Annotated in this window: 23 protein-coding genes and 1 pseudogene; 10 read left to right on the plus strand and 14 right to left on the minus strand. The window is 63.5% G+C overall.

All coding sequences use genetic code 11. The annotated features are described in order from the left end of the window. Positions 1–8: 8 nt before the first annotated feature. The 6 genes from FYK34_RS04075 to FYK34_RS04100 all read right to left on the minus strand — a co-directional run bounded on the left by FYK34_RS04075 (position 9) and on the right by FYK34_RS04100 (position 5,566). Positions 9–551 (minus strand): hypothetical protein, encoded by a 543-nt coding sequence (locus tag FYK34_RS04075; protein ID WP_149295179.1) that lies wholly within the window; start codon positions 549–551, stop codon positions 9–11. Further along, positions 548–1,396 carry a hypothetical protein gene (locus tag FYK34_RS20680; protein WP_196782612.1) on the minus strand — a complete coding sequence of 283 codons (849 nt, stop codon included), beginning with the start codon at positions 1,394–1,396 and terminating at the stop codon, positions 548–550. The genes FYK34_RS04075 and FYK34_RS20680 overlap by 4 nt, the downstream gene beginning before the upstream one ends. Before the next feature lie 28 nt (positions 1,397–1,424). Beyond that, positions 1,425–1,670, minus strand: coding sequence for an acyl carrier protein (locus tag FYK34_RS04085; protein WP_149295180.1), 246 nt, complete (start codon positions 1,668–1,670; stop codon positions 1,425–1,427). 30 nt (positions 1,671–1,700) lie between these two features. After that, a complete protein-coding gene (locus FYK34_RS04090) occupies positions 1,701–2,795 on the minus strand; it encodes a hypothetical protein (protein ID WP_149295181.1) in 1,095 nt (364 codons plus the stop codon). A 41-nt stretch (positions 2,796–2,836) separates the two neighbouring features. Then, positions 2,837–4,552, minus strand: coding sequence for an AMP-binding protein (locus FYK34_RS04095; protein ID WP_149299756.1), 1,716 nt, complete (start codon positions 4,550–4,552; stop codon positions 2,837–2,839). Between the two features lie 621 nt (positions 4,553–5,173). Beyond that, positions 5,174–5,566, minus strand: a complete 393-nt coding sequence (locus FYK34_RS04100) for a MerR family transcriptional regulator (RefSeq protein WP_149295182.1) — start codon at positions 5,564–5,566, stop codon at positions 5,174–5,176. Positions 5,567–5,690: 124 nt separating this feature from the next. On the opposite strand from FYK34_RS04100, the gene FYK34_RS04105 reads away from it, so the two are divergent. The 4 genes from FYK34_RS04105 to dcuC all read left to right on the plus strand — a co-directional run bounded on the left by FYK34_RS04105 (position 5,691) and on the right by dcuC (position 10,915). After that, positions 5,691–7,379, plus strand: coding sequence for an AMP-binding protein (locus FYK34_RS04105; protein WP_149295183.1), 1,689 nt, complete (start codon positions 5,691–5,693; stop codon positions 7,377–7,379). A 92-nt stretch (positions 7,380–7,471) separates the two neighbouring features. Further along, positions 7,472–8,152 carry a YecA family protein gene (locus FYK34_RS04110; RefSeq protein WP_149295184.1) on the plus strand — a complete coding sequence of 227 codons (681 nt, stop codon included), beginning with the start codon at positions 7,472–7,474 and terminating at the stop codon, positions 8,150–8,152. Positions 8,153–8,282: 130 nt separating this feature from the next. Beyond that, on the plus strand, positions 8,283–9,440 hold the full coding sequence (locus FYK34_RS04115) for an iron-containing alcohol dehydrogenase (RefSeq protein ID WP_196782614.1): 1,158 nt from the start codon (positions 8,283–8,285) through the stop codon (positions 9,438–9,440). A gap of 125 nt (positions 9,441–9,565) precedes the next feature. Further along, positions 9,566–10,915, plus strand: coding sequence for an anaerobic C4-dicarboxylate transporter DcuC (gene dcuC / locus FYK34_RS04120; protein ID WP_149295185.1), 1,350 nt, complete (start codon positions 9,566–9,568; stop codon positions 10,913–10,915). Between the two features lie 8 nt (positions 10,916–10,923). Here dcuC and FYK34_RS04125 read toward each other — a convergent pair whose 3' ends face one another. The 3 genes from FYK34_RS04125 to FYK34_RS04135 form a co-directional block, all read right to left on the minus strand. Further along, complete coding sequence (locus FYK34_RS04125) at positions 10,924–11,439, minus strand: DUF5610 domain-containing protein (protein ID WP_149295186.1); 516 nt, start codon at positions 11,437–11,439, stop codon at positions 10,924–10,926. Positions 11,440–11,464: 25 nt separating this feature from the next. After that, the gene (locus tag FYK34_RS04130) at positions 11,465–12,154 is read right to left on the minus strand and encodes a DUF5610 domain-containing protein (RefSeq protein WP_149295187.1); all 690 of its coding nucleotides are present in this window, start codon (positions 12,152–12,154) and stop codon (positions 11,465–11,467) included. A 207-nt stretch (positions 12,155–12,361) separates the two neighbouring features. Beyond that, positions 12,362–14,146 carry an acyl-CoA dehydrogenase C-terminal domain-containing protein gene (locus tag FYK34_RS04135; RefSeq protein ID WP_149295188.1) on the minus strand — a complete coding sequence of 595 codons (1,785 nt, stop codon included), beginning with the start codon at positions 14,144–14,146 and terminating at the stop codon, positions 12,362–12,364. A 252-nt stretch (positions 14,147–14,398) separates the two neighbouring features. On the opposite strand from FYK34_RS04135, the gene FYK34_RS04140 reads away from it, so the two are divergent. The 6 genes from FYK34_RS04140 (at position 14,399) to FYK34_RS04165 (ending at position 20,933) form a co-directional block, all read left to right on the plus strand. Beyond that, the gene (locus FYK34_RS04140) at positions 14,399–14,887 is read left to right on the plus strand and encodes a DUF2062 domain-containing protein (protein WP_168209641.1); all 489 of its coding nucleotides are present in this window, start codon (positions 14,399–14,401) and stop codon (positions 14,885–14,887) included. Continuing rightward, complete coding sequence (locus FYK34_RS04145) at positions 14,874–15,431, plus strand: NUDIX domain-containing protein (RefSeq protein WP_149295190.1); 558 nt, start codon at positions 14,874–14,876, stop codon at positions 15,429–15,431. The genes FYK34_RS04140 and FYK34_RS04145 overlap by 14 nt, the downstream gene beginning before the upstream one ends. Beyond that, complete coding sequence (locus tag FYK34_RS04150; protein WP_149295191.1) at positions 15,418–15,735, plus strand: PilZ domain-containing protein; 318 nt, start codon at positions 15,418–15,420, stop codon at positions 15,733–15,735. The genes FYK34_RS04145 and FYK34_RS04150 overlap by 14 nt, the downstream gene beginning before the upstream one ends. 303 nt (positions 15,736–16,038) lie before the next feature. Further along, entirely contained in the window at positions 16,039–17,967 is a 1,929-nt protein-coding gene (locus FYK34_RS04155) for a PrkA family serine protein kinase (protein ID WP_149295192.1), read from the plus strand. Positions 17,968–18,114: 147 nt separating this feature from the next. Beyond that, complete coding sequence (locus FYK34_RS04160) at positions 18,115–19,395, plus strand: YeaH/YhbH family protein (protein WP_149295193.1); 1,281 nt, start codon at positions 18,115–18,117, stop codon at positions 19,393–19,395. Next, complete coding sequence (locus FYK34_RS04165; RefSeq protein ID WP_231137366.1) at positions 19,392–20,933, plus strand: SpoVR family protein; 1,542 nt, start codon at positions 19,392–19,394, stop codon at positions 20,931–20,933. The genes FYK34_RS04160 and FYK34_RS04165 overlap by 4 nt, the downstream gene beginning before the upstream one ends. 77 nt (positions 20,934–21,010) lie before the next feature. Here FYK34_RS04165 and FYK34_RS04170 read toward each other — a convergent pair whose 3' ends face one another. From FYK34_RS04170 to FYK34_RS04190, 5 genes and pseudogenes are all read right to left on the minus strand, one after another. Next, entirely contained in the window at positions 21,011–21,478 is a 468-nt protein-coding gene (locus FYK34_RS04170) for a hypothetical protein (protein WP_149295194.1), read from the minus strand. A 90-nt stretch (positions 21,479–21,568) separates the two neighbouring features. Next, a pseudogene (locus FYK34_RS04175) lies at positions 21,569–22,294 on the minus strand (ATP-binding cassette domain-containing protein); the annotation flags it as partial. Positions 22,295–22,346: 52 nt separating this feature from the next. Next, the gene (locus FYK34_RS04180; RefSeq protein WP_168209642.1) at positions 22,347–23,312 is read right to left on the minus strand and encodes a FecCD family ABC transporter permease; all 966 of its coding nucleotides are present in this window, start codon (positions 23,310–23,312) and stop codon (positions 22,347–22,349) included. Between the two features lie 37 nt (positions 23,313–23,349). After that, positions 23,350–24,156 (minus strand): 4-hydroxy-tetrahydrodipicolinate reductase, encoded by an 807-nt coding sequence (gene dapB, locus FYK34_RS04185; protein ID WP_149295197.1) that lies wholly within the window; start codon positions 24,154–24,156, stop codon positions 23,350–23,352. Further along, entirely contained in the window at positions 24,153–24,527 is a 375-nt protein-coding gene (locus FYK34_RS04190) for an outer membrane protein assembly factor BamE (protein WP_149295198.1), read from the minus strand. The genes dapB and FYK34_RS04190 overlap by 4 nt, the downstream gene beginning before the upstream one ends. Between the last annotated feature and the right edge of the window lie 68 nt (positions 24,528–24,595).

Consider the following 24,595-nt stretch of genomic DNA (forward strand, 5'->3'; position numbering starts at 1 on the left):
CGATTCCTTTATCGCGTTGCGTCCAGGCCGGGTTCGGCCCAGTCTGTCGTTTGCGGTGCCATGGACGCCAAGGCAGGCAGCAGCGCCTCGGCCGAGGCCGCTTCTCCGGCCCGCCAGCAGGCGAGGCGCACGATGTTGTCGCCGCGGTCCAGCAAGTCGCGGCGCAGGCGTTCGGCGGCGATCCAGGCCACCGGCGCCGGGTCGCTTTCCGCGCGCCACAGGGCTTCGCGCCATAGGCAGGCGCCCAAGAGCACGCGCGGGTCGAACAGCGCGGCCGGCAGGGACAGGTCTTTGGCCGGCTGCCGCAGCTGCACGAAGACGCGGCAGTCCTCGCCCAGCGCGGCCCAGGCCTGGCGGACCAGCCGCTCCAGCAGCGCGTAGTACTGCTTGTGGTTGAGCAGCGCCGGCGCGGCGTTGTCCAGGGCATGCGCCTCGCGCCGCGCGTAGTCCAGCGTCTCCAGCAAGGGCAGATTGACGCTGGCGCAGGGGTGGGCGCGGCCGTGGTCCGGGTTGCGGCTCAGGCGCAGAGCCAGCGGGGATGGCGGATTCATGCGGCCTCCAGCGCATGGCGCAGATCCGGCGCGAAGGCCAGTTCCGCGATGGCGAAATAACCATTCAGCGCCAGCGAGGCCAGCACGCAGCGGCCCCCGGCGTAGTCGGCGCCGGCCTCGATTTCCGCCAGCAGCGACAGCCAGGGGTCGCTGCCGAAGGCGTGGCCGAAGCGCGGGTAGTGGTCGGCGTGGGCGGCCGCGCCATCAAAGCTCTTGAACAGCGCGCCGCGCGTCGCTTCCGGAAACAGCGGCAGCGCCACCGGCACTTCCGGGCGCGGCGCGGCGAACTGGCGCAGCGCGCGTCCCATCATGGTCAGCGCGTGGGCCTGCGGCGCCGCGCCCAACAGCAGGGACTCGTCGCCGCCATCCGGCTGGATGTCCAGCAGCAGGGTGGCGACGCCGAAGCCGGAGCGTCCCCAGCGGCTGGTCAGCCGCCAGAAGGCGAAGTTGTGGATGTCCACGTCGGCGATCTGCAGCAGCAGGCGGCGCGGACCGCTGAGCCTGGCCTTCTCTTGGACATGGCGCAGGATGTAGCCCCAGCCCGTGCATTCGTAGCCGTTGGTCAGCCAGTCCGGCGCGCGGCCGCAACGTTCGGCTATGGCTTGCCGGAACAGGCCGGCTTCCTCTGTGTCGTCGGCCAGCAAGGGTGACAGCACGGTGGACGACACGATGTAGTCGTCGACGCGGGCGTCCGCCGCGTGGCGGGCGGCCTCGGCGCCGAGCAGGCGGCCCAGTTCGGCCGAGGCCTCGGCCAGGGACGCCCCGGCCGCGACAAACGGCGTGGCCGTCTGGCGGTAGGCGATGACGGCGGCTTGGAAGGCCGGCGGCGTGCGCGGTTCGGTCATGGCGTTCCCCGGTGTCGGCATCGCCGGATCAGGCGGTTTGCTGTTGCTCTTGCAGCTGGGCGTCCAGCTGGGCCAGCGTGGTGTACTGGGTGATGTTCAGCTGTTCCGGGTCGATGGAGCCGTACAGCTGTTCGCAGAAAACGATGAGTTCGACGACGTTCAGCGAATCGATGCCCAGTTCGCCCAGGCCGACTTCGGCATCCACGCTTTCCACGTTGAGGATCTTGGCGGTTTCCTTGCGCAGGGTTTCCAGGGTGTTCAGGGTTTCGGACATGGTGCTTCTCCTTGTTGAGAGGGTGGGGAATCAGGGTTGAGCCAGCCGCGCGGCGGCGCGCAGCTCGTGGTAGCAGCGGTAGGAGCTGCCTTCCATCTTGGTGAAGGCCAACAGGTCGCGCTGGTCGGCGTAGCCGGCGACCGCGCCGCTGGCCACCAGATGTAGCAAGAGTTCGTTGGAGGCGAATTTCAAGGCCAGCACCTTGTGCACGTCCTCGCTGGCATAGGTGCCGGTCTGGGTCTTGATGCGGGCGGCTTCGGCGATGAAATCGCGCGCGGCGCGCTCGTCCGCGCCCAGCCGCAGCCGGCCCTGGCCGCATAGCCATTCGACGTGGGCCATCAGCGCGCGCACCAGGAAGGGGCGCACCGTGGTCAGGTATTTGTTCAGCGCGGCCGGGCCGCCGGCCTTCAGCTTGTCCGCGGCGGCCACGGTGGCTTCGCCGCGCACATTGCCCAGCTGCACCACGCCGTCCAGGAAGCTGTCGCCGCACAGGCTGCGCTGCAGCGCGGCGTACTGTTCCGGCCAGACCAGGAAGGCGGACGGGAAGAAGCTGCCCGGCGTGCGCGCGGCGATGATGGCCATGCCGTCCAATTGGGCGTACATGCCCCATACTTTGTCTATGCGCAGCTTGAAGCCGTCGCCTTCCGGCTGGGCCACGGTGCGCCAGCTGCCCAGGGTCGGGCCGCCGGCGTCGCTCATCAGGAAACGCAGATTGTTGCCGCTGTCTATGCAGGCGCAGGCGCGCTCGTACTGGTCCGGCGTCAGGAACAGCGAAAACAGGATGCGGGCGAAGGTGCGCATGAAGGGCTTGTAGTGCGGCGCCAGGCCATCCGCGCGGATTTGCTCCAATATGCTTTCGCTGAGCGCGTGTTCGCGGTGCTCCAGCGGCACCGGCGCGTGGGTGCTGGCCTCGGGCTCGGCGAAGGGCTGTTCGGTTTGCCGGATCAGCATGTCCGAATCGAGCAGGCGCGCGGCGGAGCGGGCCAGCATGGCGGCGAGGCCGGCCGGCGCTTGGCCGTAGCCGCTCAGGCGGTGCAGCACCGGAGAGATGGCGAGTTCGGGCAAGCCGGGGGCTTGCGCGGCGGGCGCGGGGGCGCCGTCCGCGAGGGCGGAAAGAGTGTGCATGGAGCTTCCGTCAGTTCATTAGGAGAGGGGCGAGGCCCGAATCAGGCCGTCGCGGCTTCCGCGTCGACGTTGCGCAGGGCTTGTTCGATGTAGAGGCCCCGACATTTCAGTCTTTGCAGCTTGCCGCTGGTGGTGCGCGGCAGGCTGCCGTTGGCGACGAAGGCGATGGCGTGGGCGCCGAAGCCGAAACGCTCGCGCAGCAGGGCCTGCAGCTCTGCGCGCAGATTCGCCTGCTCTTCTTCGCGCTCGAACTCGATCATCACGATCAGGTTTTCCGTGCCCTGGGTTTCGTCGTAGATGCCGGTGGCGGCGATGGCGCTGCCGCCGGCCAGCAGCGGGTGGGCGGCCAGCGCGTCTTCTACCTCATGCGGGAAGTAGTTGCTGCCGCGGATGATGATGATTTCCTTCTGCCGGCCCAGCACGAATAGCTGGCCGTCGGCCTGATAGCCCAGGTCGCCGGTGGCGAACCATTCGCCGGGATGGTAGGCCTCATGCTGGCCGTCGGCCGGCAGATAGCCCGACATCAGCGAGCTGCCGCGCAGCTGGATTTCGCCGACCTGGCGCGCCTTGAGTTCCATGCCCTCGGCGCTGGCGACGCGCACTGCCATGCCCGGTATCGGCTTGCCCATGGCCAGCACCGTTTCCGCGGCGCGGGCGTGTTCGTCGGCCGGTCGGGCGATGGAGAAATTGGTCAGGGCGTCGGAGTCTATGCGGTCCGCTATCAGATAAGAGAAAGCGTCGCGGTCGTAGCCTATCGTCGCGTCGTGCATGGTGGCGGCCAAGGTGGATTCCGCCATGCCGTAGCATGGTTGCAAGGCGGAACGGGACAGACCGTGCGGCTCGAACACGCGGGAGAATTCCTGTAAACAGGCCAGGTCGACGCGCTCCGCGCCGATGAAGATATTGCGCAGCCGGGAGAGGTCCACGCCCTGCATGGACGCGGCGCGGTAGCGGCGCACGCAGTATTGCAGGCCGAAGGTGGGCGTGGCCGTGGTGGTAGCGCCGAAGGCGGCGATGCGCTTGAGCCAGCCCAGCGGATTGCGGATGAAGCCGGGGGGCTGCATCAACAGCAGCGGCGCCTGGTAGTACAGATTGGACAACAGGGTGATCAAGCCCATGTCGTGATACAGCGGCAGCCAGGAGGCGGAGGCGTCGCCGCGGGCCGGATCATAGCCAACCGCGCCGCCTATGCCGCGCACATTGTCGATCACGTTGCGGTGGCTCAGCACCACGGCCTTGGGGCAGCCGGTGGAGCCGGAAGTCAGCTGTACATGATGGGCGTCATCCGGAGAAACCCGCAGGGGCGACAGCGCGTTGGCGGCTGCGGCGGCCTGCTCCACGACTTCTGTGGAAACGACGCGGACGGCCTGGTCTGCCAGCAGGGCGCGCAAAGCTTCCGCCTGCGCGGATTTGGCGATGACCAGGCGCGGGGAAAACAGGCGGCAGGCTAGCGGAATCTGGCCGCGCGACGAGTCGGCGGGAGATCGGCCTGGCAGCGGCGCGGTGCAGGGCAGGGCGCCCAATAGCACACAGGCGGTTTGCAGCAGCAGGTGATCGATGGAGGCGGGCAGGGCCAGGATGACGAGGTCGCCACGCGCGGCGCCCAGTTCTCTGAGTCCTGAGGCCAGCGCCAGCGCTTGCTGCGCCAGCTCAGCGTGGGAGATTCGTTTTTCTTCGCCGCTTTCCTCCACCACCGCGATGCCTTGCCCGCTATCCGGCCCGGCATGCTTCAGCGCAGAGAGGATGGCGTCCGTCATTGATGCGTGATTCAGCAATTCCCGATCTCCTGCAAATGGTCAACGTTTTCTTTACGTTATGTCCTACGGAAAGTGCAGGTTTTTATTGTTATAGCTAGTTTATTATTTTTGATGAATTTAGCATTATTAGTTTTCACGGATAATACATTCGCATTTCCGTGGTGTGAACCTGTTATGTAGGACAGGTTATCTTGGCTGTATATATATGCTTACGTTCTTGCTGGGTTAGGCTGGCAGCCGCGTCAGATAAGGCTTCCGACGGTCTGGCATGACGAGGGAATGGAAAGGATGGGGGGAGAGGCGGGCTTGTTTTGTGACGGGCGATGAACTAGCGCGCAAACTTCGGCAACAACTTGGCCAGCCGCCGCTCATGTCCGTTGTGGACGACTCGTCCTCATCTGCCCTAAGGAGCTGCGGGCACCCGGGGACAGGCAACGCGGGCGGTCAGTTCGATGCGCGCCAGCGCCGGCATGCCCTAAAACCGTCGGCCGCACGGCGGCTTTGCTGGAATGCTTGAACAGGGGAGGTGCCAGGCTCGGGGTCAGGCCGCGCCCGGCACTTGTTTGGATGCCATGAAGGCTGCGCGCGGATTACCGCTGTTGCGAGGGATGCGGCAAGGAGTCAGGCCGCCTCGCCGCCGCTGGCGATGACGCTGCGGCAATGGGTTTCCAGCGAGCCGATTTCGTCCAGCACGGCGTCGATATCGCGTTTTTGTTCTTCCAGCTGACGGCGGCGGTCCAACAGCAGGTCCAATAGTTTTTGCGATTGGCTGGCTTCGTCGCGCGCCAGTTGGTACATGTCGATGATTTCGCGGATCTCGGCCAAGGACAGGCCGATGCGCTTGCCGCGCAGTATCAATCTGAGCCGGGCGCGGTCGCGGCGGGTGAACAGGCGCTGGCGGCCTTCGCGTTGCGGCTCGATCAGGCCTTGCTCCTCATAGAAGCGGATGGTGCGCAGCGTGACGTCGAATTCGCGCGCCAGGTCTGAGATGGTGAAAAATTCTGCTTGAGTCATGTAAGTCTTCCTTGGACGGCGATTGTAGCGTTTTTCCCACCATCGCAGCGCAGAGCTTGATTTACGTTTACGTAATCGTCAATCTGTCTCTTCGCTTATCGCCACATCTTGACGGGAGTCGCCCATGCCGCAACCCAGCTATGCCCACGGCGCCAGCGCGCAGCCGCTGCTTGGACAGACCATAGGACGTTTCTTCGACGAAGCTTGCGCCAAGCATGGCGAGCGGCTGGCGCTGCGCGTGCGGCATCAGGACATAAGTTGGAGCTATGCCGAGCTGCGGCGGCGGGTGGACCGCGCGGCTTGCGGCCTGCTGCGGCTGGGCCTGAAAACGGGCGAGCGGGTGGGCATCTGGTCGCAGAACCGCGCGGAGTGGGTGTTGATGCAATTCGCCGCGGCCAAGGCGGGCCTGGTGCTGGTCAACATCAACCCCGGCTACCGCCGCGCGGAACTGGAGTACGCGCTGAATAAGGTGGGGTGCCGCGCGCTAGTGTTGTCTCCCAGCTTCAAGAGCAGCGACTACGTGGAGATGATCCGCGACCTGGCGCCGGAGCTGGACGCCTGCCGGCCGGGCGAATTGCGCGCGGCCAAGCTGCCGGAGCTGCGCTGGGTCGTGCGCATGGGGCAGCAAGCCTTGCCCGGCATGCTGCCGTTTTCCGAACTGCTGACGGAACCGTCGGCGGACGAACTGGCCGCGTTGCAGGCGCTGGGCGAGACGCTGCAGTTCGACGAGGCGGTCAATATCCAGTTCACCTCCGGCACCACCGGCCATCCCAAGGGCGCCACGCTGTCCCACCACAATATATTGAACAACGCCTGGTTCGTCGGCGCGGCGATGAAGCTGGGGCCGGATGACAGGCTGTGCATTCCGGTGCCGCTTTACCACTGCTTCGGCATGGTGATGGGCACCCTGTGCTGCCTGTGCCACGGCGCGGCCATGGTGTTTCCGGGCGAGGGCTTCGACGCGCTGGCGGTGCTGGAGACGGTGCAGGAAGAGCGCTGCACCGCGCTGCATGGCGTGCCGACCATGTTCATCGCCGCGCTGGACCATCCGCGCTTCGCCGAGTTCGACTTGTCCAGCCTACGCACCGGCATCATGGCCGGCAGCCCCTGCCCGGTGGAGGTGATGCGCAAGGTGATAGAGCGCATGCACATGGCCGAGGTCACCATCTGCTACGGCATGACGGAAACCAGCCCGGTCAGCCTGCAAAGCGCCACCGATACGCCGCTGGAGCAGCGCGTCAGCACCGTAGGCTCCGCCCATCCGCATGTGGAGGTGAAGATCGTCGACGCCGAGGGGCGAATCGCGCCGCGCGGACAAAGCGGCGAGCTGTGCGTGCGCGGCTATTCCGTGATGCTGGGCTACTGGGACGACGAGGAGATGACGCGCGCCGCCGTAGACGCCGGCGGCTGGATGCATACCGGCGACCTGGCGCTCATGAACGAGGACGGTTCGGTCAATATCGTCGGCAGGGTCAAGGACATGGTGATACGCGGCGGCGAAAACGTGTACCCGCGCGAGATAGAAGAGTTCCTGTATCGCCATCCCAAGATTCAGGACGTGCAGGTGATAGGCGTGCCGGATGTCCGCTACGGCGAGGAGTTGTGCGCGTGGATACGGCTGCGAGACGGCGAGACGGCCAGCGAGGACGACATCCGCGCCTTTTGCCAGGGCCAGATCGCCCATTACAAGATTCCGCGCTACATCGAGTTCGTCGATAGTTTCCCGATGACCGTCACCGGCAAGATACAGAAATACCTGATGCGCCGGCAAATGGCGGAGAAACTGGGCTTGGCCGATGCGAAAACGGCATGACTTCGGACAAGCGATGACAGCAAAATGCGCCGCCTCGGTCGCGCTTTTGGCTTACAATGCCGCCAAACCGATTCATCTTGAGGAATGACACCATGACCGAGACCGTATTCAACGATGCAGACCTGACCCGTCTTGAAACGCTGCTGACGCCGCTGTCCGCCAGCGGCAGCACCATGCGCCCGGACGAAGTGCAGGGCTTCTTCGCCGCGCTGGCCAGCGGTCCGGACCAGGTGGACGCCGATTTCTGGCTGCCGGAAGTGCTGGGCGACGCGCCGGCCTTTGAAAACCCGGAAGACGAAGCCGAGCTGAAAGCCCTGCTGCAGAAGCTGTTCGACAGCATCCGCGCCGCGCTGGCCGAAGGCGAAGAGCTGGACATGATCCTCTACGCCGAGGAAGACAGCGAAGAAGAGGGCGAGCCGGACTACTGGCCGTGGGCCAACGCCTATCTGTACGCGCTGGACCTGGTCGACACCGACTGGTTCGAAGTGGCGGAAGAGGACGAAGGCTTCGAAAGCCTGATGATGCCGATGCTGGTGCTGGGCGGCGCTTTCGAGGACGAGGAGGGCGGCGAGGACCTGCTGACTTTCACCGACGAAGAAGTGGAAGGCTACAAGGAAGAGCTGACCGATGCCCTGGTGGCCGTGCACAACTACTGGCGCGCCAAGGAACAGGCGCCGAGCACCGTGCGCCGCGAAGGCGACAAGGTGGGCCGCAACGACCTGTGCCCGTGCGGCAGCGGCAAGAAATACAAGGCCTGCTGCGGCGCCAACTAAGCCCGGCAAGCAGCATTGAAAACAGCGGACTTCGGTCCGCTGTTTTCATTTCCGCGACGGAGGCTTGGGCGGCAGGGGCTGGCAGGGGTATTCTTTTGACATTTTCAGCGCCGCGCATCCGGAGCCACCCATGACCCAGGCCATCGCTTTCGACCACCACTCCTCAACCCGCATCCGCTTCGGCGCCGGCAAGCTGGCCAGTCTGCCCGATTTGCTGCCGGATGGCGCGAAAATCCTGCTGCTGTATGGCGGCGGCTCGATCAAGCGTGCCGGCGTGTATGAAACACTGACCCAGGCCCTGGCGGGCCATGACTGGAACGAATTCGGCGGCGTGACGGCGAACCCCTCGGTCGAGGCGCTGAACCCGGCGCTCAGCCAATTGGCGGAAACCGGGCGAGACTTCATCCTGGCGGTGGGAGGCGGTTCGGTGATAGACGGCGCCAAGTACCTGGCCGCCGCGGCGCATTACGCGGGCGACGCCTGGGATCTGGTGGCGGGCAAGGCGCGCGTGCGGGCCGCTTTGCCCATAGGCGCGGTGCTGACCCTGGCGGCAACGGGCGCGGAAGCCAACGGCACCGCGGTGATTTCCCGGCTGTCCAGCCAGGACAAGCTGACTTTCCGCTCGCCGCTCCTGCAGCCTCGCTTCGCGGTGCTGGACCCGGAGCTGTTGGTCTCCTTGCCCGACGCGCAGCTGGCCAATGGCGTGGTGGACGCCTTCGTGCATGCCTGCGAGCAGTACCTGACCTATCCGGTGGGCGCGCTGGTGCAGGATGGCTGCGCCGAAGCCGTGTTGCGGGCCTTGCGCCAGCTGGCGCAGCGCTTCGGAGAGCGCCGCTCGTTGGACTGGCGGCAGAACATGATGTGGGCCGCCAACCAGGCCTTGTCTGGCCCCATCGGCCTGGGCGTGCCGCACGACTGGGCCACGCACCGCATAGGCCGCGCGCTGACGGCTCTGTACGGCATGGATCATGGCCGCACCCTGTCCATCGTGCAGCCGTCCTTGTTGCGCGAAACCCTGGCGGAAAAGGCGGCCAAGCTGAGCCAGATGGGCGAGCGGGTGTTCGACGCCCCCGGCATGGCGCCGGAGCGGGTCATAGACAGCATGGTCGAACTGTATCGCGGCCTGGCCATGCCGGTGACGCTGTCTGAAGCCGGGGTGGCGGAGGCGGACGCAGCGCGGAGGGTGATGGCGTCGCTGCGCAAGGAGGGCGAAATCCGCCTGGGCGAGAACGGCATTCTGGATGAGGCCAGGGTCGGCCGCATCGTCAGCGCGTTTTGCGGGAGTTGAGCGCGCTTTGGCTTTGGCGGGCGTAGTAGACGGCTTGTTTCAGGTCAAAGTCATGCCGTCTTAGCCGCTAGGCCGGGCGATATCCCTGTAAATTAGCTTTTATTGATTTATTTGGGAGTTCGCTCATGGAGCTGCTGCTTGGCCTCGCCGTCACCGTGCTGGTGGGGCGCTACATTTTCAAGGGTTATTCCGCCACTGGCGTGCTGCTGGTGGGCGGGTTGTTTCTATTGTTGGTCTCGGTGTTGATGGGGCATCAAATCTTGCCCAAGAACGTGCCCAGCACCGGTCAGCCGCTGGCCGACATCCCGGAATACGTCAAATCGCTGCTGAGCAACCGCGCCGCGGACTTGGGCCTGATGGTGATGGCGCTGTGCGGCTTCGCCAGCTACACCACCCATATCGGCGCCAACGACATGGTGGTGAAGCTGGCCTCGCGTCCGCTTAGCAAGATACGTTCGCCCTATGTGCTGATGGTGGCCGCGTACTTCGTCGCCTGCGTGCTGTCGCTGGCCGTATCCTCGGCTACCGGCCTGGGCGTCTTGCTGATGGCCACGCTGTTTCCGCTGATGGTGAACATGGGCATCAGCCGCGGCGCGGCCGCCGCGATCTGCGCCTCGCCGGCGGCGGTGATTCTGTCGCCCACTTCCGGCGATGTGGTGATCGCGGCCCAGGCATCGAAGATGCCGCTGATAGACTTCGCCTTCAAGACCACCCTGCCGATTTCCATCGCCGCCATCGTTTGCATGGGCGTCACGCATTTCTTCTGGCAGCGCTATCTGGACCGCCGCGCCGGCGTGGAGCTGTCGCGCCAGGATGTGAAGGAAATCCAGACCCATGCGCCGGCTTTCTACGCCCTGTTGCCGTTCACGCCCATCGTCGGCGTGCTGCTGTTCAACGGCAAGCTCGCGCCGGAGCTGCACATTGTCACCATCCTGATCATCTGCATCCTGATGACGTCGTGCCTGGAGTTTTTGCGCCATCGCAGCGTCAAGCCGGTGTTCGCGGGCCTGGATACGGTGTACAAGGGCATGGGCGACGCGTTTACCAGCGTGGTGATGCTGATCGTCGCTGCCGGCGTGTTCGCTCAAGGCCTGTCCACGCTGGGCTTCATCAGCCAGCTGATCGCGCTGGCGCAGTCCTTCGGCTCCGGCGCCGTGGTGCTGATGCTGGTGTTGGTGGCGATCACCACCATCGCCGCGCTGACCACCGGCTCCGGCAATGCGCCGTTCTACGCCTTTGTCGAGCTGATTCCCAAGCTGGCGGCGCAGTCCGGCATCAATCCTGCCTTCCTGGCCATCCCCATGCTGCAGGCGTCCAATCTGGGCCGCACGGTATCGCCGGTATCCGGCGTGGTGGTGGCGTGCGCAGGCATGAGCCAGGTGTCGCCGTTCGACATCGTCAAGCGCACGTCCTTGCCTATCGTGGTGGGACTGGTGGTGGTGATTGCCGGCACCTGCATGCTGGTGCCGGCCTAAGAAAGGCGTCAGGCTGGCGCGTAACGCTCATCCAGCAGACGCACGGTCAGTTGATGCAGGCCGTGCAGCTGCGCCTCGGTGGATGGCGTCAGGGCGTGGACTTGCCGCAAAACCTGGCAGGCCTCGTCCAGGCCGCGCGCCAGGCCCTCCCGCGCCAGCGGCGCGAAGGCGCGGCAAGCGGCGTCGGCGCCAAGTGCCTGCTGGCGGCGCTGGTAGCGCTCTTGCAGCATGACAATGCCCAGCAACAAGTGCTGGCTGTGGCTGATGCCCGGCAGGTCCGCCTCCTGCCGCAGCCCGGCATCGAGTGTAAGGCCGGCCAGTTGCGCGATCTGATCCATGGACGCGCTGTACAGCAGCTCGGCCGCCTGTTTGCCCTGGCTCAGTCCGATCTCCGCGCTGTCGTCCTGCGGCAGCGGCGCGCCGCCATGGCCGCCGCGACGCCAGGTCACCTGGTTGACGCCGTTGCTCTGCCGCGGGTGCGTCGGCAGGATGGGCGAAATGGCGATGTCGTCGTCTATGGTCATGGCGGCTGCTCCGCAGCTTCAGGCTTCAGCTGGCGCTGCTCTGGCTGGTGGTGGAGGGCGAAGTCGCGGCGTCGCTGCCCTGATATTGCTTCAGGAAGTCGTCGAAGCCCTTGAGCACCAAGTCGTGGGTCTTCTGCACGCCGTCCGCCACGTCGCCGTTGAACACATTCAGGCTCTTTAAAATGTCCGTGGCTTCCTGAAAGCCCTGATCGAAGCCCTGGCGTATCAGTTTCAGGAAGCCTTGCGCCTGATCGGCCGTGCTCTGGTCTTTGTGCTGCTGCTGGTACAGGCCGAACAGGCCCAGCGAGCCGTCCAGGATGCGCTTGGAGGTGGCTTCCGGCGAGTTGTCGTCTTCGCTGGCCGAGCCCTGCGCGCTGTTTTGCTGTTGCACGGACAGGCTTAGCTGCACGCTGCTGTATTGCAGGCTGGCGCTGACCTGCCCGCCGCCCTGGCCGTTGGCGTTGGCGAAGTCGGCGCTGAGTATTTGGTTGATGTTGGTGATGGAGGCTTTGAACAGCAGCGATTGCGACTGCTTGCCGCTGCTGATGGACACGCTGAGCGATTCCACGCTGAGCGACTGCACCAAGGTGGCATTGAGCTGGTTGCGCGCGGTCTGGTCGTTGTACGCGCCCTGAGCTTGCGCGGCGACGCCGGGCTGGGCGGTCTGGTTCGCCGGCGTGTTGTTTGGCGTGTTGTTTAAGGAAGAAATCGACATCACGGACTCCTGTCTGTGCGTCTCTGCCTTCTGGCGCACTGGATTGAGAGGTGGAAGGAGGGACTGCTTTCAGTATGACTTGATTTCGGCAGCGAATCGGAAAACTTGTGGGGCGGCGCGGCATAAGCTGCCGGCCAGGATGAAAAAAGCAACAGGCCGCGCCCTTGTGGAGCGCGGCCTGCGTTTGCCTGTTGTCGCCGGATAGGCTTAGAAGGCGAAGTGCTCGTCCTCCAGCGCCATCAGCGGCTTGGCGCCGGTCTTGATGCTGGCCTTCAGCGCTTCCGCCTCCGGCAGCAGCTTGGCGTAGTAGAAGCGGGCGGTGCTGATCTTGGCGTGGTAGAAGGCGTCGTCGCCCTGGCCCAGCTTGGCGTAGGCCACTTCGGCCATGCGCGCCCACAGCCAGGCGTAAGTGAGGTGGCCGATCAGGCGCAGGTAGTCGGTGGCGGCGGCGCCGGCCTCGTCCTTGTTCTGCATGCTGGCCATGCCGATGCCCATGGTGATTTCGCCCACTTCCTTCATCAGCTTGGCCAGCGGGCCCACGAATTCGCCCAGTTGAGCGTGGCCTTCGTACTGCTGGCAGAACTTGTGGATCAGCTTGGTGAACTTGCGCAGCTTGGCGCCTTGGTCCAGCAGCACCTTGCGGCCCAGCAGGTCTATGGCCTGGATGCCGTTGGTGCCTTCGTAAATCTGCGAAATGCGGCAGTCGCGCACCAGCTGTTCCATGCCCCATTCGCGGATGAAACCGTGGCCGCCGAACACCTGCATGCCCATATTGGCCGCGGTGTAGCCGTTGTCGGTCATGAAGGCCTTGGCCACCGGGGTCAGCAGCGCCACCAGGTCGGCGGCGTCGGCGCGGGCGGAGGCGTCCGGGTGCTTGTCCTCGATATCCAGCTGCAGCGCCAGCAGGGCGGTCAGCGCGCGGCCGGCTTCGGTGTACGCTTTCTGCGTCAGCAGCATGCGGCGCACGTCCGGGTGGACGATGATGGGATCGGCCGCCTTGTCCGGGCACTTGGCGCCGTTCAGCGCGCGCATCTGCAGGCGCTCGCGCGCATAGGCCAGCGCGCCCTGGAACGAGGCCTCGCCTATGCCCAGACCTTGCATGCCGCAGCCCAGGCGGGCGGCGTTCATCATGGTGAACATGCAGGCCAGGCCCTTGTTCGGCTCGCCGATCAGCCAGCCCTTGGCGTCGTCCAGATTGATCACCGCGGTGGCGTTGGCCTTGATGCCCATCTTGTGTTCCAGGCTACCGCAGGACACGGTGTTGCGCGCGCCGCCGTCCAGGAACTTGGGCACGATGAACAGCGAGATGCCCTTTACGTCTTTGGGCGCGTCGGGCAGGCGGGCCAGCACCAGATGGATGATGTTGTCGGACAGGTCGTGTTCGCCGGCGGAGATGAAGATTTTGGTGCCGGTGATGCGGTAGCTGCCGTCGTCATTGGGCTCCGCGCGGGTTTTCAGCAGGCCCAGGTCGGTGCCGCAGTGCGGTTCGGTCAGACACATGGTGCCGGTCCAGCTGCCGTCCACCAGCTTGGGCAGATAGGTTTGTTTTTGTTCTTCCGTGCCGTGGGCGTGGATGGCGGAGTAGGCACCATGCGACAATCCGGGATACATGGACCAGGCTACGTTGGCCGAACACTGCATTTCCATGATGGGGAAGGCCAGGCTCTTGGGCATGCCCTGGCCGCCGTAGGCGGGGTCGCAGTCCAGCGCCGGAAAGCCCAGTTCGCAGTACTGCTTGTAGGCCTCCTTGAAGCCGGCTGGCGTGGTGACGGATTTGGTGGCGCTGTCGAACTGGCAGCCCTCTTCGTCGCCCTGGCGGTTCAGCGGCGCGAGTTCGGATTCGCAGAACTGGGCGGCCTGCTCCAGGTAGGCCTGGAAGATGTCCTGCGTGGCTTCTTCATAACCTGGCAACGTGGGGATGATGTCCTGTACCTTGATCAGTTCGTTGAGAACGAAATCAAAGTCGCGCAGCGGGGCTTGGTAAGCAGGCATTCGGTTTCTCCAGTTCGGTTGACTCGGCCTGGTGCGTGCCAGGGCGATGCTGTGTAGACCCACTCTGGGGGTCGGGTTAATTCAAACGCTTGTTTAAATTATTCCAGGGCGTTTGACAACCGAATTGCGCATGAGTGCCCGACAAACTGTGGCGTAACGGCAACGTGATGATTTGAATGCAGAATGACCTTGTTAAAACGAAAGATCCGCGCTTTCTCCGAGCGGCGGCACGAATGGTTTGCCCAACCGGCCATGCGCTGGCTGGCGCCGTATCTGGATCGCCCCGCTTTCTGGGCGTTCAATCGCCGCAAGGTGGCGATGGGGGTGGCCGTTGGACTCTATTCCGGCGTGATGCCCGGCTTCACGCAAAAGGCCACTGCCTTATTCCTGGCCTTGGCGCTGCGGGTCAATCTCCCGGCGGCCATGGTGGTGTCGCTGTACAGCAATCCCTTGACCGTGCTGCCCCTCTACTACCTGGCTTATCGTTTTGGCCGCTGCTTACTCGGCGAGACGGGCCCGGTTACAATGATCGCGCCGCCAGGCATGTTCAGCATGGGGTTGTCCGCCTGGCTGCGGCAGATGCTGGCTTGGTTGATGGATCTGGGCTGGCCGCTGCTGGTCGGCATGCCGGCCCTGGGTTTGACGCTGGGAGCGGCGGGATATCTGGCCACGCGCTTGCTTTGGCGCTGGGCTGTTCTCAGCGCGTGGCGCAACAGAAAGGTAAAATGTGAATCTGTTTGAGAAGCAGTTGTCTTCGGAGCGGGTGTATGAAGGGGGCTTCTTGTCCGTGCGCAAGGACAAGGTGGCGCTGCCGGACGGCAAGGCGGCGACGCGCGAGTACATCGTCCATCCCGGCGCCGTGGCCATCCTGGCGCTGACGCCGCAGCGCGAGCTGGTGCTGGAGCGGCAGTTCCGCTATCCGGCCGGGCGCGAGTTCATCGAGATTCCCGCCGGCAAGATCGATCCGGGCGAGGCGCCGGAATTGACCGCGCGTCGGGAATTGCTCGAAGAAACCGGCTATCGTTCGGATAACTGGGTTTACCTGGGCACGGCGCATCCGTGCATAGGCTATTCCAATGAAAAGATCAGCTACTATGTGGCGCAGGATCTCATGCTCAGCGAACGCCAGCTGGACGAAGGCGAGTTTCTGGAGGTGATGACTCAACCGCTCGAAGCGGCCATGGAAATGGTGCTGACCGGCGAAATCTGCGACAGCAAGTCGATTGTCGGCCTGCACTGGCTAGGGGCCTATCTGGGCGGGAGGATGCGAGGTGTCCCGATTTGACGCGTATTACGATCGCCGGCGCGGCCGGCGCATCACCATGGGCTGCAAGGCCCGCATCAAAAGCCTGGTCAGCGGGCAAACCTATTATGGCGAGTGCGTGGACCTGTCGGTCGACGGCATGGCCTTGCGCTCAGCCTTTGTTCCCCAGTTTGGCGAAAAGCTGAGCGTCATCGTGCTGGTGCCCGGCGTGGGCGGCACGCCTGGGAAACCGTTTGAGGCCGAAGTGGAAGTCCGGCGCTGCAATGAAGTGCAGCGCGGGATGATTTACGAGATCGGCGTCCGCATCGTCGTGCGGAAAAATTGACAAATTATTGTTTTAAATACATTTATCCGAAAAACATTCCCGTCCAAATTACAAGCCTTTACTCAACTTCATTAAGTGTTACAAAAATAAGTATTCAAAAACACTCATTGATTCAAAGGCTTTTCATTTTCATGGCGCCTGATTGCGCTGGATTCCTTTCTCTGCTGTTTTTTCCAGTTGTCGCGTGCTGCTATGCTATACCCAAAAAAAGAACCGGAGACAAAGTTAGTACTCTAATTCAGCAAGGGGGGCGCAGGCGCTTTCGGCCTGGCCGCAACCCCAGCCACCAGCCAGGAGAGAGTCATGCACCCGGATATCTTCAGTCACTACGCAGTGCGCTACGACAAAACCCGCGAGGAAGAGTACACCATCCAGGAGTATCTGGAGTTGTGCAAACACGATCCGGGCGCTTACGCCACGGCCGCTGAGCGCATGCTGGCGGCCATCGGCGAGCCAGAGTTGGTGGACACGCGCCACGACCCGCGGCTGTCGCGCATTTTCTCCAATAAAGTCATCAAGGTTTACCCGGCCTTCCGCGACTTCTACGGTACGGAAGAGGTCATCGAGCAGGTGGTGGCTTACTTCCGGCACGCGGCCCAGGGTCTGGAAGAGAAGAAGCAGATTCTCTATCTCTTGGGACCTGTGGGCGGCGGCAAATCGTCCATCGCCGAAAAGCTCAAGGAGCTGATGGAGTTGGTGCCGTTCTATTGCCTGAAGGGCAGCCCGGTCAATGAGTCTCCGCTTGCCCTGTTCAGCTACGAGGAAGACGGCCCCATCCTTGAGGAGCAGTATGGCATTCCGCGCCGCTATCTGAAGGGCATCCCCAGTCCCTGGGCGGTTAAGCGCCTGCATGAGTTCAACGGCGACATCGGCCAGTTCCGCGTGGTCAAGCGCTATCCGTCGGTGCTGAAGCAGATCGCGGTGGCCAAGACCGAGCCCGGCGACGAGAACAATCAGGACATCAGCTCGCTGGTGGGCAAGGTGGATATCCGCAAACTGGAGAAATACGCGCAGGACGACCCGGACGCTTACAGCTATTCCGGCGGCTTGTGCCTGGCCAACCAGGGCCTGCTCGAGTTTGTGGAAATGTTCAAGGCCCCGATCAAGGTGCTGCACCCGCTCCTGACCGCTACTCAGGAAGGCAACTTCAAGGGTACGGAAGGCTTCGGTGCCATCCCGTTCGAAGGCATCATCCTGGCTCACTCCAACGAGAGCGAGTGGAAACAGTTCCGCAACAACAAGAACAATGAGGCTTTCCTTGATCGTATCTACATCGTCAAGGTGCCGTATTGCCTGCGAGTGACCGAGGAAGTCAAGATCTATGACAAGCTGATCCGCCACTCCTCCTTGTCAAAGGCGCCATGCGCGCCGGGCACGCTGAAGATGATGGCCCAGTTTGCTGTGCTGTCGCGGCTGAAAGAGCCGGAAAATTCCAGCCTGTACAGCAAGATGCAGGTGTACGACGGCGAGAACCTCAAAGACACGGACCCCAAGGCCAAGTCGCTGCAGGAGTACCGCGATTACGCCGGCGTGGACGAGGGCATGAACGGATTGTCCACCCGCTTCGCCTACAAGATCCTGTCCAAGGTGTTCAATTTCGACCACAGCGAGGTGGCCGCCAATCCGGTGCACTTGCTGTATGTGATCGAGCAACAGGTCGAGCGCGAACAGTTTCCGGCTGAGACGGAGCAGAAATACCTGACCTTCCTGAAAGAGTACCTGGCGCCGAAATACGTGGAGTTCATCGGCAAGGAAATCCAGACCGCTTACCTGGAAAGCTACTCCGAATACGGCCAGAACATTTTTGATCGCTACGTGACTTTCGCGGACTATTGGATCCAGGATCAGGAGTACCGCGACCAGGATACCGGCGAGATTTTCGACCGCACCTCGCTGAACTCCGAACTGGAAAAGATCGAGAAGCCTGCCGGGATTTCCAACCCCAAGGACTTCCGCAACGAGATCGTCAACTTCGTGTTGCGGGCCCGCGCCAACAATGGCGGCAAGAATCCGACCTGGACCAGCTACGAGAAGCTGCGCACGGTAATCGAAAAGAAGATGTTCTCCAACACCGAAGAGCTGTTGCCGGTGATTTCCTTCAACGCCAAGGCCAGTGCCGAGGATGCCAAGAAGCACGAGGATTTCGTCAACCGCATGGTGGAGAAAGGCTATACCGCCAAGCAGGTCAGACTGTTGTGCGAGTGGTATCTGCGGGTGCGCAAGTCATCCTAAGCCGCCGAAGCCCCGCCGCTCGCGGCGGGGCCGGGAGGCGCCGGGCCGATCAGGCCGGGCGACGAGGAGAGTCAACCGCGCGCGGGGCAGGGCGGCGGCTTCTAATGCGAAGCCGTCCGTCCGCGACTGCGCGCTAGAGAGGTGGCCATGTCCCACATCATAGACAGACGCCTCAACGGCAAGAACAAGTCGGCGGTCAATCGCGAACGCTTTCTTCGCCGTTTCAAGGCGCAAATCAAGGAAGCCGTCTCCAAGGCGATCAAGGGACGGAGCATCACCGATATCGAAAGCGGGGAAAAAGTCTCCATTCCGGTCAAGGACATTTCCGAGCCGCATTTTCATCATGGCAAAGGCGGGGTATGGGAGAACGTCCACCCCGGCAACGAGGAGTTCATCAAGGGCGACCGCATTCCGCGGCCGCAGGGCGGAGCGGGCGGCGGCGGCAGCAAGGCCAGCCAGGACGGCGAAGGGGAAGACGACTTCGTCTTCCAACTGTCGCGCGAGGAATTCATGAATGTGTTCTTCGACGATCTGGCGCTGCCCAATCTGGTCAAGACACAGTTGATGGGGATTGAGGAGCTGAAGACGGTGCGGGCCGGCTACACCAATGACGGCACGCCGACCAACATCAATATCGTGCGTTCGCTGCGCGGCGCGCTGGCGCGTCGGGTGGCGATGGCGGCGCCGACCTTGAGCAGCATAGACGAGGCGGAGGAAGAGCTCGACACGCTGATCGAGTCCGACGACGACAACGCCATCGAGGTGCGCGAGCGGCGCCAGAAAATCCACCAGATGAAGGAGAGGCTGGCCAGCATTCCGTGGATAGACCCGTTCGACCTGCGCTACAACAACCGCGTCAAGCAGCCCAAGCCGACCAGCCAGGCGGTGATGTTCTGCATCATGGACGTTTCCGGCTCGATGGACGAGCAGAAGAAGGATATGGCCAAGCGCTTCTTCATTCTGCTGTACATGTTCCTGCAGCGGAATTACGAGAAGATCGAGGTGGTGTTCATCCGCCACCATACCAGTGCCGTGGAGGTCAACGAGCAGGATTTCTTCCACTCGCGCGAGAGCGGCGGCACCGTCGTGTCGTCGGCGCTGAACCTGATGAGCGACATCATCCGCAAGCGCTACGCCAGCAGCGAGTGGAATATCTATGCGGCTCAAGCATCGGATGGCGACAACTGGGACAGCGATTCGGCCAACTGCGGTCGCATCCTGGAGGAGAGCTTGCTGCCCTACTGCCAGTATTTCGCCTACATCGAGATTACCGAGGGCGAACCGCAGAACCTGTGGTACGAGTACCTGAAGGTCAAGGCGCATAGCCCGCAGTTCGCGATGCAGAAAATCCGCTCCGCCTCCGACATCTATCCGGTATTCCGCGAGCTGTTCAAACGTCAGCCGGCAGGCAGCAGGAGCGGAGCATGACGCGCACACGCCAGGGGGAAGCCATGAAGCCGATTTCCACTGGGTCCGAGTGGACCTTCGAATTGATAGGGGAGTACGATCGGGCGATTCGCGAGGTCGCGGTGAACGAGTTCAAGCTGGACGTTTATCCGAATCAGCTTGAGATCATCACCGCGGAGCAGATGATGGATGCCTATGCTTCGGTGGGCATGCCAGTCAACTACCACCATTGGAGCTACGGCAAGCATTTCGTCTCCACGGAAAAAAGCTACAAGCGCGGCCAGATGGGCTTGGCTTATGAGATCGTGATCAACTCCAATCCCTGCATCGCCTATCTGATGGAGGAAAACTCCATGATGATGCAGGCGTTGGTAATTGCCCACGCCGCCTATGGCCACAACAGTTTCTTCAAGGGAAACTATCTTTTCCGCTCTTGGACCGATGCCTCCGCCATCATCGATTATCTGGTGTTTGCCAAGAGCTACATCATGAAGTGCGAGGAGCGCTACGGCATTGACGAGGTGGAGGAGCTGCTGGACTCCTGCCACGCGTTGATGAATTACGGCGTGGATCGCTACAAGCGGCCGCAGAAGCTGTCGCTGGCGCAGGAGCAGGCGAGGCAGACCGAGCGCGAGCAATATCTGCAGATGCAGGTCAATGATTTATGGCGCACCATTCCCAAGCGCGACAAGGACGAAGCGGGCAAGTCGGCGCCGCGCTTTCCCGTGGAGCCCCAGGAGAACCTGCTCTACTTCATCGAGAAGTCCGCGCCCTTGCTGGAGCCATGGCAGCGCGAAGTGGTGCGCATCGTGCGCAAGGTGGCGCAATATTTCTACCCGCAACGGCAGACTCAGGTGATGAACGAAGGCTGGGCCACGTTCTGGCATTACACCATCATGAACCGCCTGTACGATAAGGGGCTGATCACCGATGGCTATATGCTGGAGTTCCTGCAGAGCCACACCAATGTGGTGACGCAGCCGCCGGTGACGGCGCGCTGGTACAGCGGCATCAATCCTTATGCCTTGGGTTTCTCTATGTACCAAGACATCAAGCGCATCTGCGAGGCGCCCACCGACGAAGACCGCGCCTGGTTCCCGGATCTGGCGGGCACGGATTGGCGGGAGTCGCTGGAATTCGCCATGCGCAACTTCAAGGACGAGAGCTTCATTTCGCAGTATCTGTCGCCCAAGTTGATCCGTGATTTCCGTCTGTTCTCGATCCGCGACGACGACCGCGACGATAAGCTGGAAATTTCCAGCATCCATGACGAAGAAGGCTATCGCGACATTCGCGCCAAGTTGGCGGAGCAATACAACCTGGGATCGCGCGAGCCTAATATCCAGGTCTGGTCGGTTAATGTGCGGGGCGACCGCAGCCTGACGCTGCGCCATACCATGCATAACCGCAGGCCGCTGGAGGAGCAGAGCGCGCAGGAGGTCTTGAAGCATGTATGCCGGCTGTGGGGCTTTGACGTGAGGCTGGAAAGCGTGGATGCCAATGGCGAGGTCAAGCAATTGTTTGAAGTCCAGCCTAGCAAGGAGGCGGTTTCCACTTGATTTTCCCGGTGAGATGGAAAAAAGGCAACGCGTGCGCGTTGCCTTTTTCTTTGCCGCCGGAGGCGGAGCGCCCCAGCTCAGGCGGTGCCGCCGACCGGAGACAGCCGGCAATGGGAACGGTCTTCAAAGCTGCCCTTGGGCAGGCCCCAGGCATGGGCGTAATAGAGTAGGCCATTGGACTCCAGGCGGATGGTGATTTCCTGGCGGAACAGCTCGCCCAGGCTGCGCGGGCCGCTGGCGAATACTACTTCCAGCACGCCATGGCCGGATTCGGCAAAACGGGCGGCTGGATGCGGCAGAACAAAAGGCAGTTCCTCCATCACTGGCCACAGGCACAAGGTGCCATCGGGCTGATAGCCAAGCAAGGTGGTCTCTTGGTGCAGGATGGCCCCATCGGTGCCGCTGGCGGTGTAGTGCAGCAACAGGGCGCGCTGGCCCGGCAGAGATTGCCAATGCAGGCAGCCGGTGAAAGTCTGATCTTCGTGGTTGATGCCTTCGCCACAAAATTGTTTGGGCAGGGATTGCAGGGCGGCAAGCAGAGGCATGGTGAACCTTCGATTGCAAAGGCGGGAAAGTCAGAATGGCAGCTTTGCCTGACCCGCGCAATATAGGCGGGAGGATGTTGGCTACCTCTGCTAGGCATCCGGCAGCGGAATGAATGCGCGCCAGGGTTGCTCCGGGTGGGTCAGCTCCGCCAGGCGGACGCCGTAGACCCGCTCGAGGCGCTCCCGCTGCATGATTTGCTCGGCGTCGCCATATCCTGCCGCCTGTCCATCGTTCAGCAGCAAGACCTTATCCGCGTGGCGCAAGGCCAGGTTCAGGTCATGCACCACCGCCAGCGCGCCGATGCCGGGTTGGCGGCACAAGGCCCGGGTCTGCGCCATCAGGGCGTCGGCGAGGGCGAAGTCCAGCGCGGCGGTCGGTTCGTCCAGCAGCAGATAGCGCTCGGCCTGCTCTGACAGCAGCAGCTGGCTCAGCGCTCTGGCCAGATGCAGTCTTTGCCGCTCTCCGCCTGACAATTCCGCCAGGCGCCGTCCGCGCAAGTCGTGCGCGTCTGCCAGTTCCAGCGCTTGGTCGATCGCGGCGCGTGTTCGATCCGGGGGCGTGGCGGCATGCAAATATGCGCCCGCGGCGACCAGCTGTTCCCCGGTCCAGTCGGCCGGCGCGCAGGGGTGCTGTTCCATGACCGCTCGCCTTGCCGCCAGCTGGCGGCTATTCAGCGTGGACAGCGCTTGGCCATCCAGCAGCACCTCGCCTTGATCAGGCCGCCACAGCCCGGAAAGCAGCTTCAGCAGCGAACTCTTGCCGGCGCCGTTGGGACCCAGCACCACCAGCAGTTCGCCGGTGTGCACGGTCAGGCTGATATTGTCCAGAATCCGGCTCGCTTGTCGGCTCAGGCTGGCCTGGCGGATTTCAAGCATGTCGGTCTTCCTGTCGACGCAGCAGCCACAGGAAGAACGGCGCGCCCAGCAGGCTGGTGATCACGCCGACCGGCAGCTCGGCCGGGGCCAGCAAGCTGCGCGCCAGCCAGTCGGAGCTGAGACTGAGCCAGGCGCCGAGCAAGGGCGCAGTCAGCAATAGGCGCCGGGAGTCGCTGCCGACCAATTGCCGCGCCAGATGGGGCGCCATCAGGCCGACGAAGCCTATCATGCCGCAATTGGCCACCACCAGCCCGGCCGCCAGCGCAGCCAGCAGAATGACGATCCACTCTTGGCGGCGTACGTGAAATCCCAGGTAGTAGGCGGTGCTGGTGCCCAGCTGCAGGGCATTGAGAAAACGCCAGTTGCGGTGCAAGCCCAGCCAGATCAAGGGCGTGGCCACCAGCAGGATCAGCGTTTGCGGCCACTCCACGCTGGCGAAGCTGCCCATGAGCCAGAAGGTGACGACGCGCAGCGAGCCGTCGGGGAGGGTGGTAAGCAACAGGGTCAGCAGGCTGCCCAGCAGGGTACTCACGGCTAGGCCACTAAGGATCAGCCGGTTGCCGTCGCGGTCGCTGCCCAGCAGCCGGACCAGGAGCAGGGCGGCGAGGCCGCCGGCGAAGCCCGCCAGCGCCACGCCGTACAGGCCGGCGCCCAGACTCAGCGCCAACGCCGCGGCCAGCGCGCCGCCGCTGTTGATGCCGATCAGCCCGGGTTCGGCCAGCGGGTTGCGAAAGCGGGCCTGCACCGCTGCACCGGCGCTGGCCAGCAAGGCGCCGGCGCAGGCTGCCGCCAGCAACCTTGGCAAGGTCAGCTCGAGCAATAGCTGCCATTCCAGCTGGGGCTGCGGGTCAAGCCGAAGCAGGCTGTCCAGCCTCAGGTGGCTGTGATGGAACAGGGAAGCGATGGCGGTGGCGCTCAGCAGGCACAGCAGAAGGGAGATCAGGGGGGCGAGGCGCATGGCGAGGGGAAGGGAGGGGCGAGGCCCCTCCGTGGGGTCAGCGCAGGCCGAGCACGTCCTGCATGTCGAACAGGCCGTGGGGTTTGTCGGACAGCCAGCGCGCGGCGCGCACGGCGCCATTGGCGAAGGTGGCGCGGCTGGAGGCCTTGTGGCTGATTTCCACGCGCTCGCCCAGCGCGGCGAACAGCGCGGTGTGGTCGCCCACCACATCGCCGCCGCGGACGGTGGCGAAGCCTATGGTTTGCGGGTCGCGCTCGCCGGTCACGCCTTCGCGGCCGTAGACGGCGCATTGCTTGAGGTCGCGGCCCAAGGCGTCGGCGATCACTTCGCCCATGCGCAAGGCGGTGCCGGATGGCGCGTCCACCTTGAAACGATGGTGGGCCTCGATAATCTCGATGTCGTAGCCCTCGTTCAGCACGCGGGCGGCCATGTCCAGCAGCTTGAAGGTCAGATTGACGCCGACGCTGAAGTTGGCGGCGAAGACCACGCCGACTTTCTCCGCTGCGGCGCGGATGGCGGCCTTGCCGGCGTCGTCGAAGCCGGTGGTGCCGATCACCATGCGCACGCCGCGCTCCGCGCAGGCCAGCAGGTGCTCCAGCGTGGCTTCGGGGCGGGTGAAGTCGATCACTGCATCGGCGCCGTCCAGCGCGGCGATGAAGTCGGAGCTGATGGCTACGCCGCTGGCGCGTCCGCAGAACAGGCCGGCGTCCTGGCCGATGAAGCCGGAGTCGGCACGGTCTATCGCCGCGTGCAGGCGCGTGCCGGGCGTGCTCAGCACCGATTCGATCAGCACCCGGCCCATGCGGCCGGTGGCGCCAACGATGACGATGTTTTGCGGCTTCATGGCTTCTTCGACTCCGGCGCGGCATCCAGTTGCTTGGCCGGCGGGGCGGGTTGGGCCTGGCCGTCTACGTGATCGAGCACGTCGCCGTTGAAATAGACGGTCAGCAGTTTGTCGCTGGCCGGATCCACCTTGCCGCCGGCGCTGTCGCTGTATTTGTAGTCCCAGCGGTTGGCGTGGAAGGCGTCGGTCAGCAGCGGCGTGCCCAGCAGGAAGCGGACTTGGGCGCGCGTCATGCCGGGCTTCAGCTTGGCGACGACGTCCGCGGTGACGTAATTGCCCTGCGGGACGTCCACCTTGTGGGTCCAGTCGAGCGGATTGAGGGAACTGCAGCCGGAGACGGCGAGGACTGCGGCGAAAATCAGGGCGCGCATGATACTCCGATTGACTCGATGTTTATGAGGCTGTAATTAGGCAAAGCCGTCAAAAGGCTTTATCATGA

Source organism: Chromobacterium paludis, assembly GCF_008275125.1.
GTDB lineage: Bacteria > Pseudomonadota > Gammaproteobacteria > Burkholderiales > Chromobacteriaceae > Chromobacterium > Chromobacterium paludis.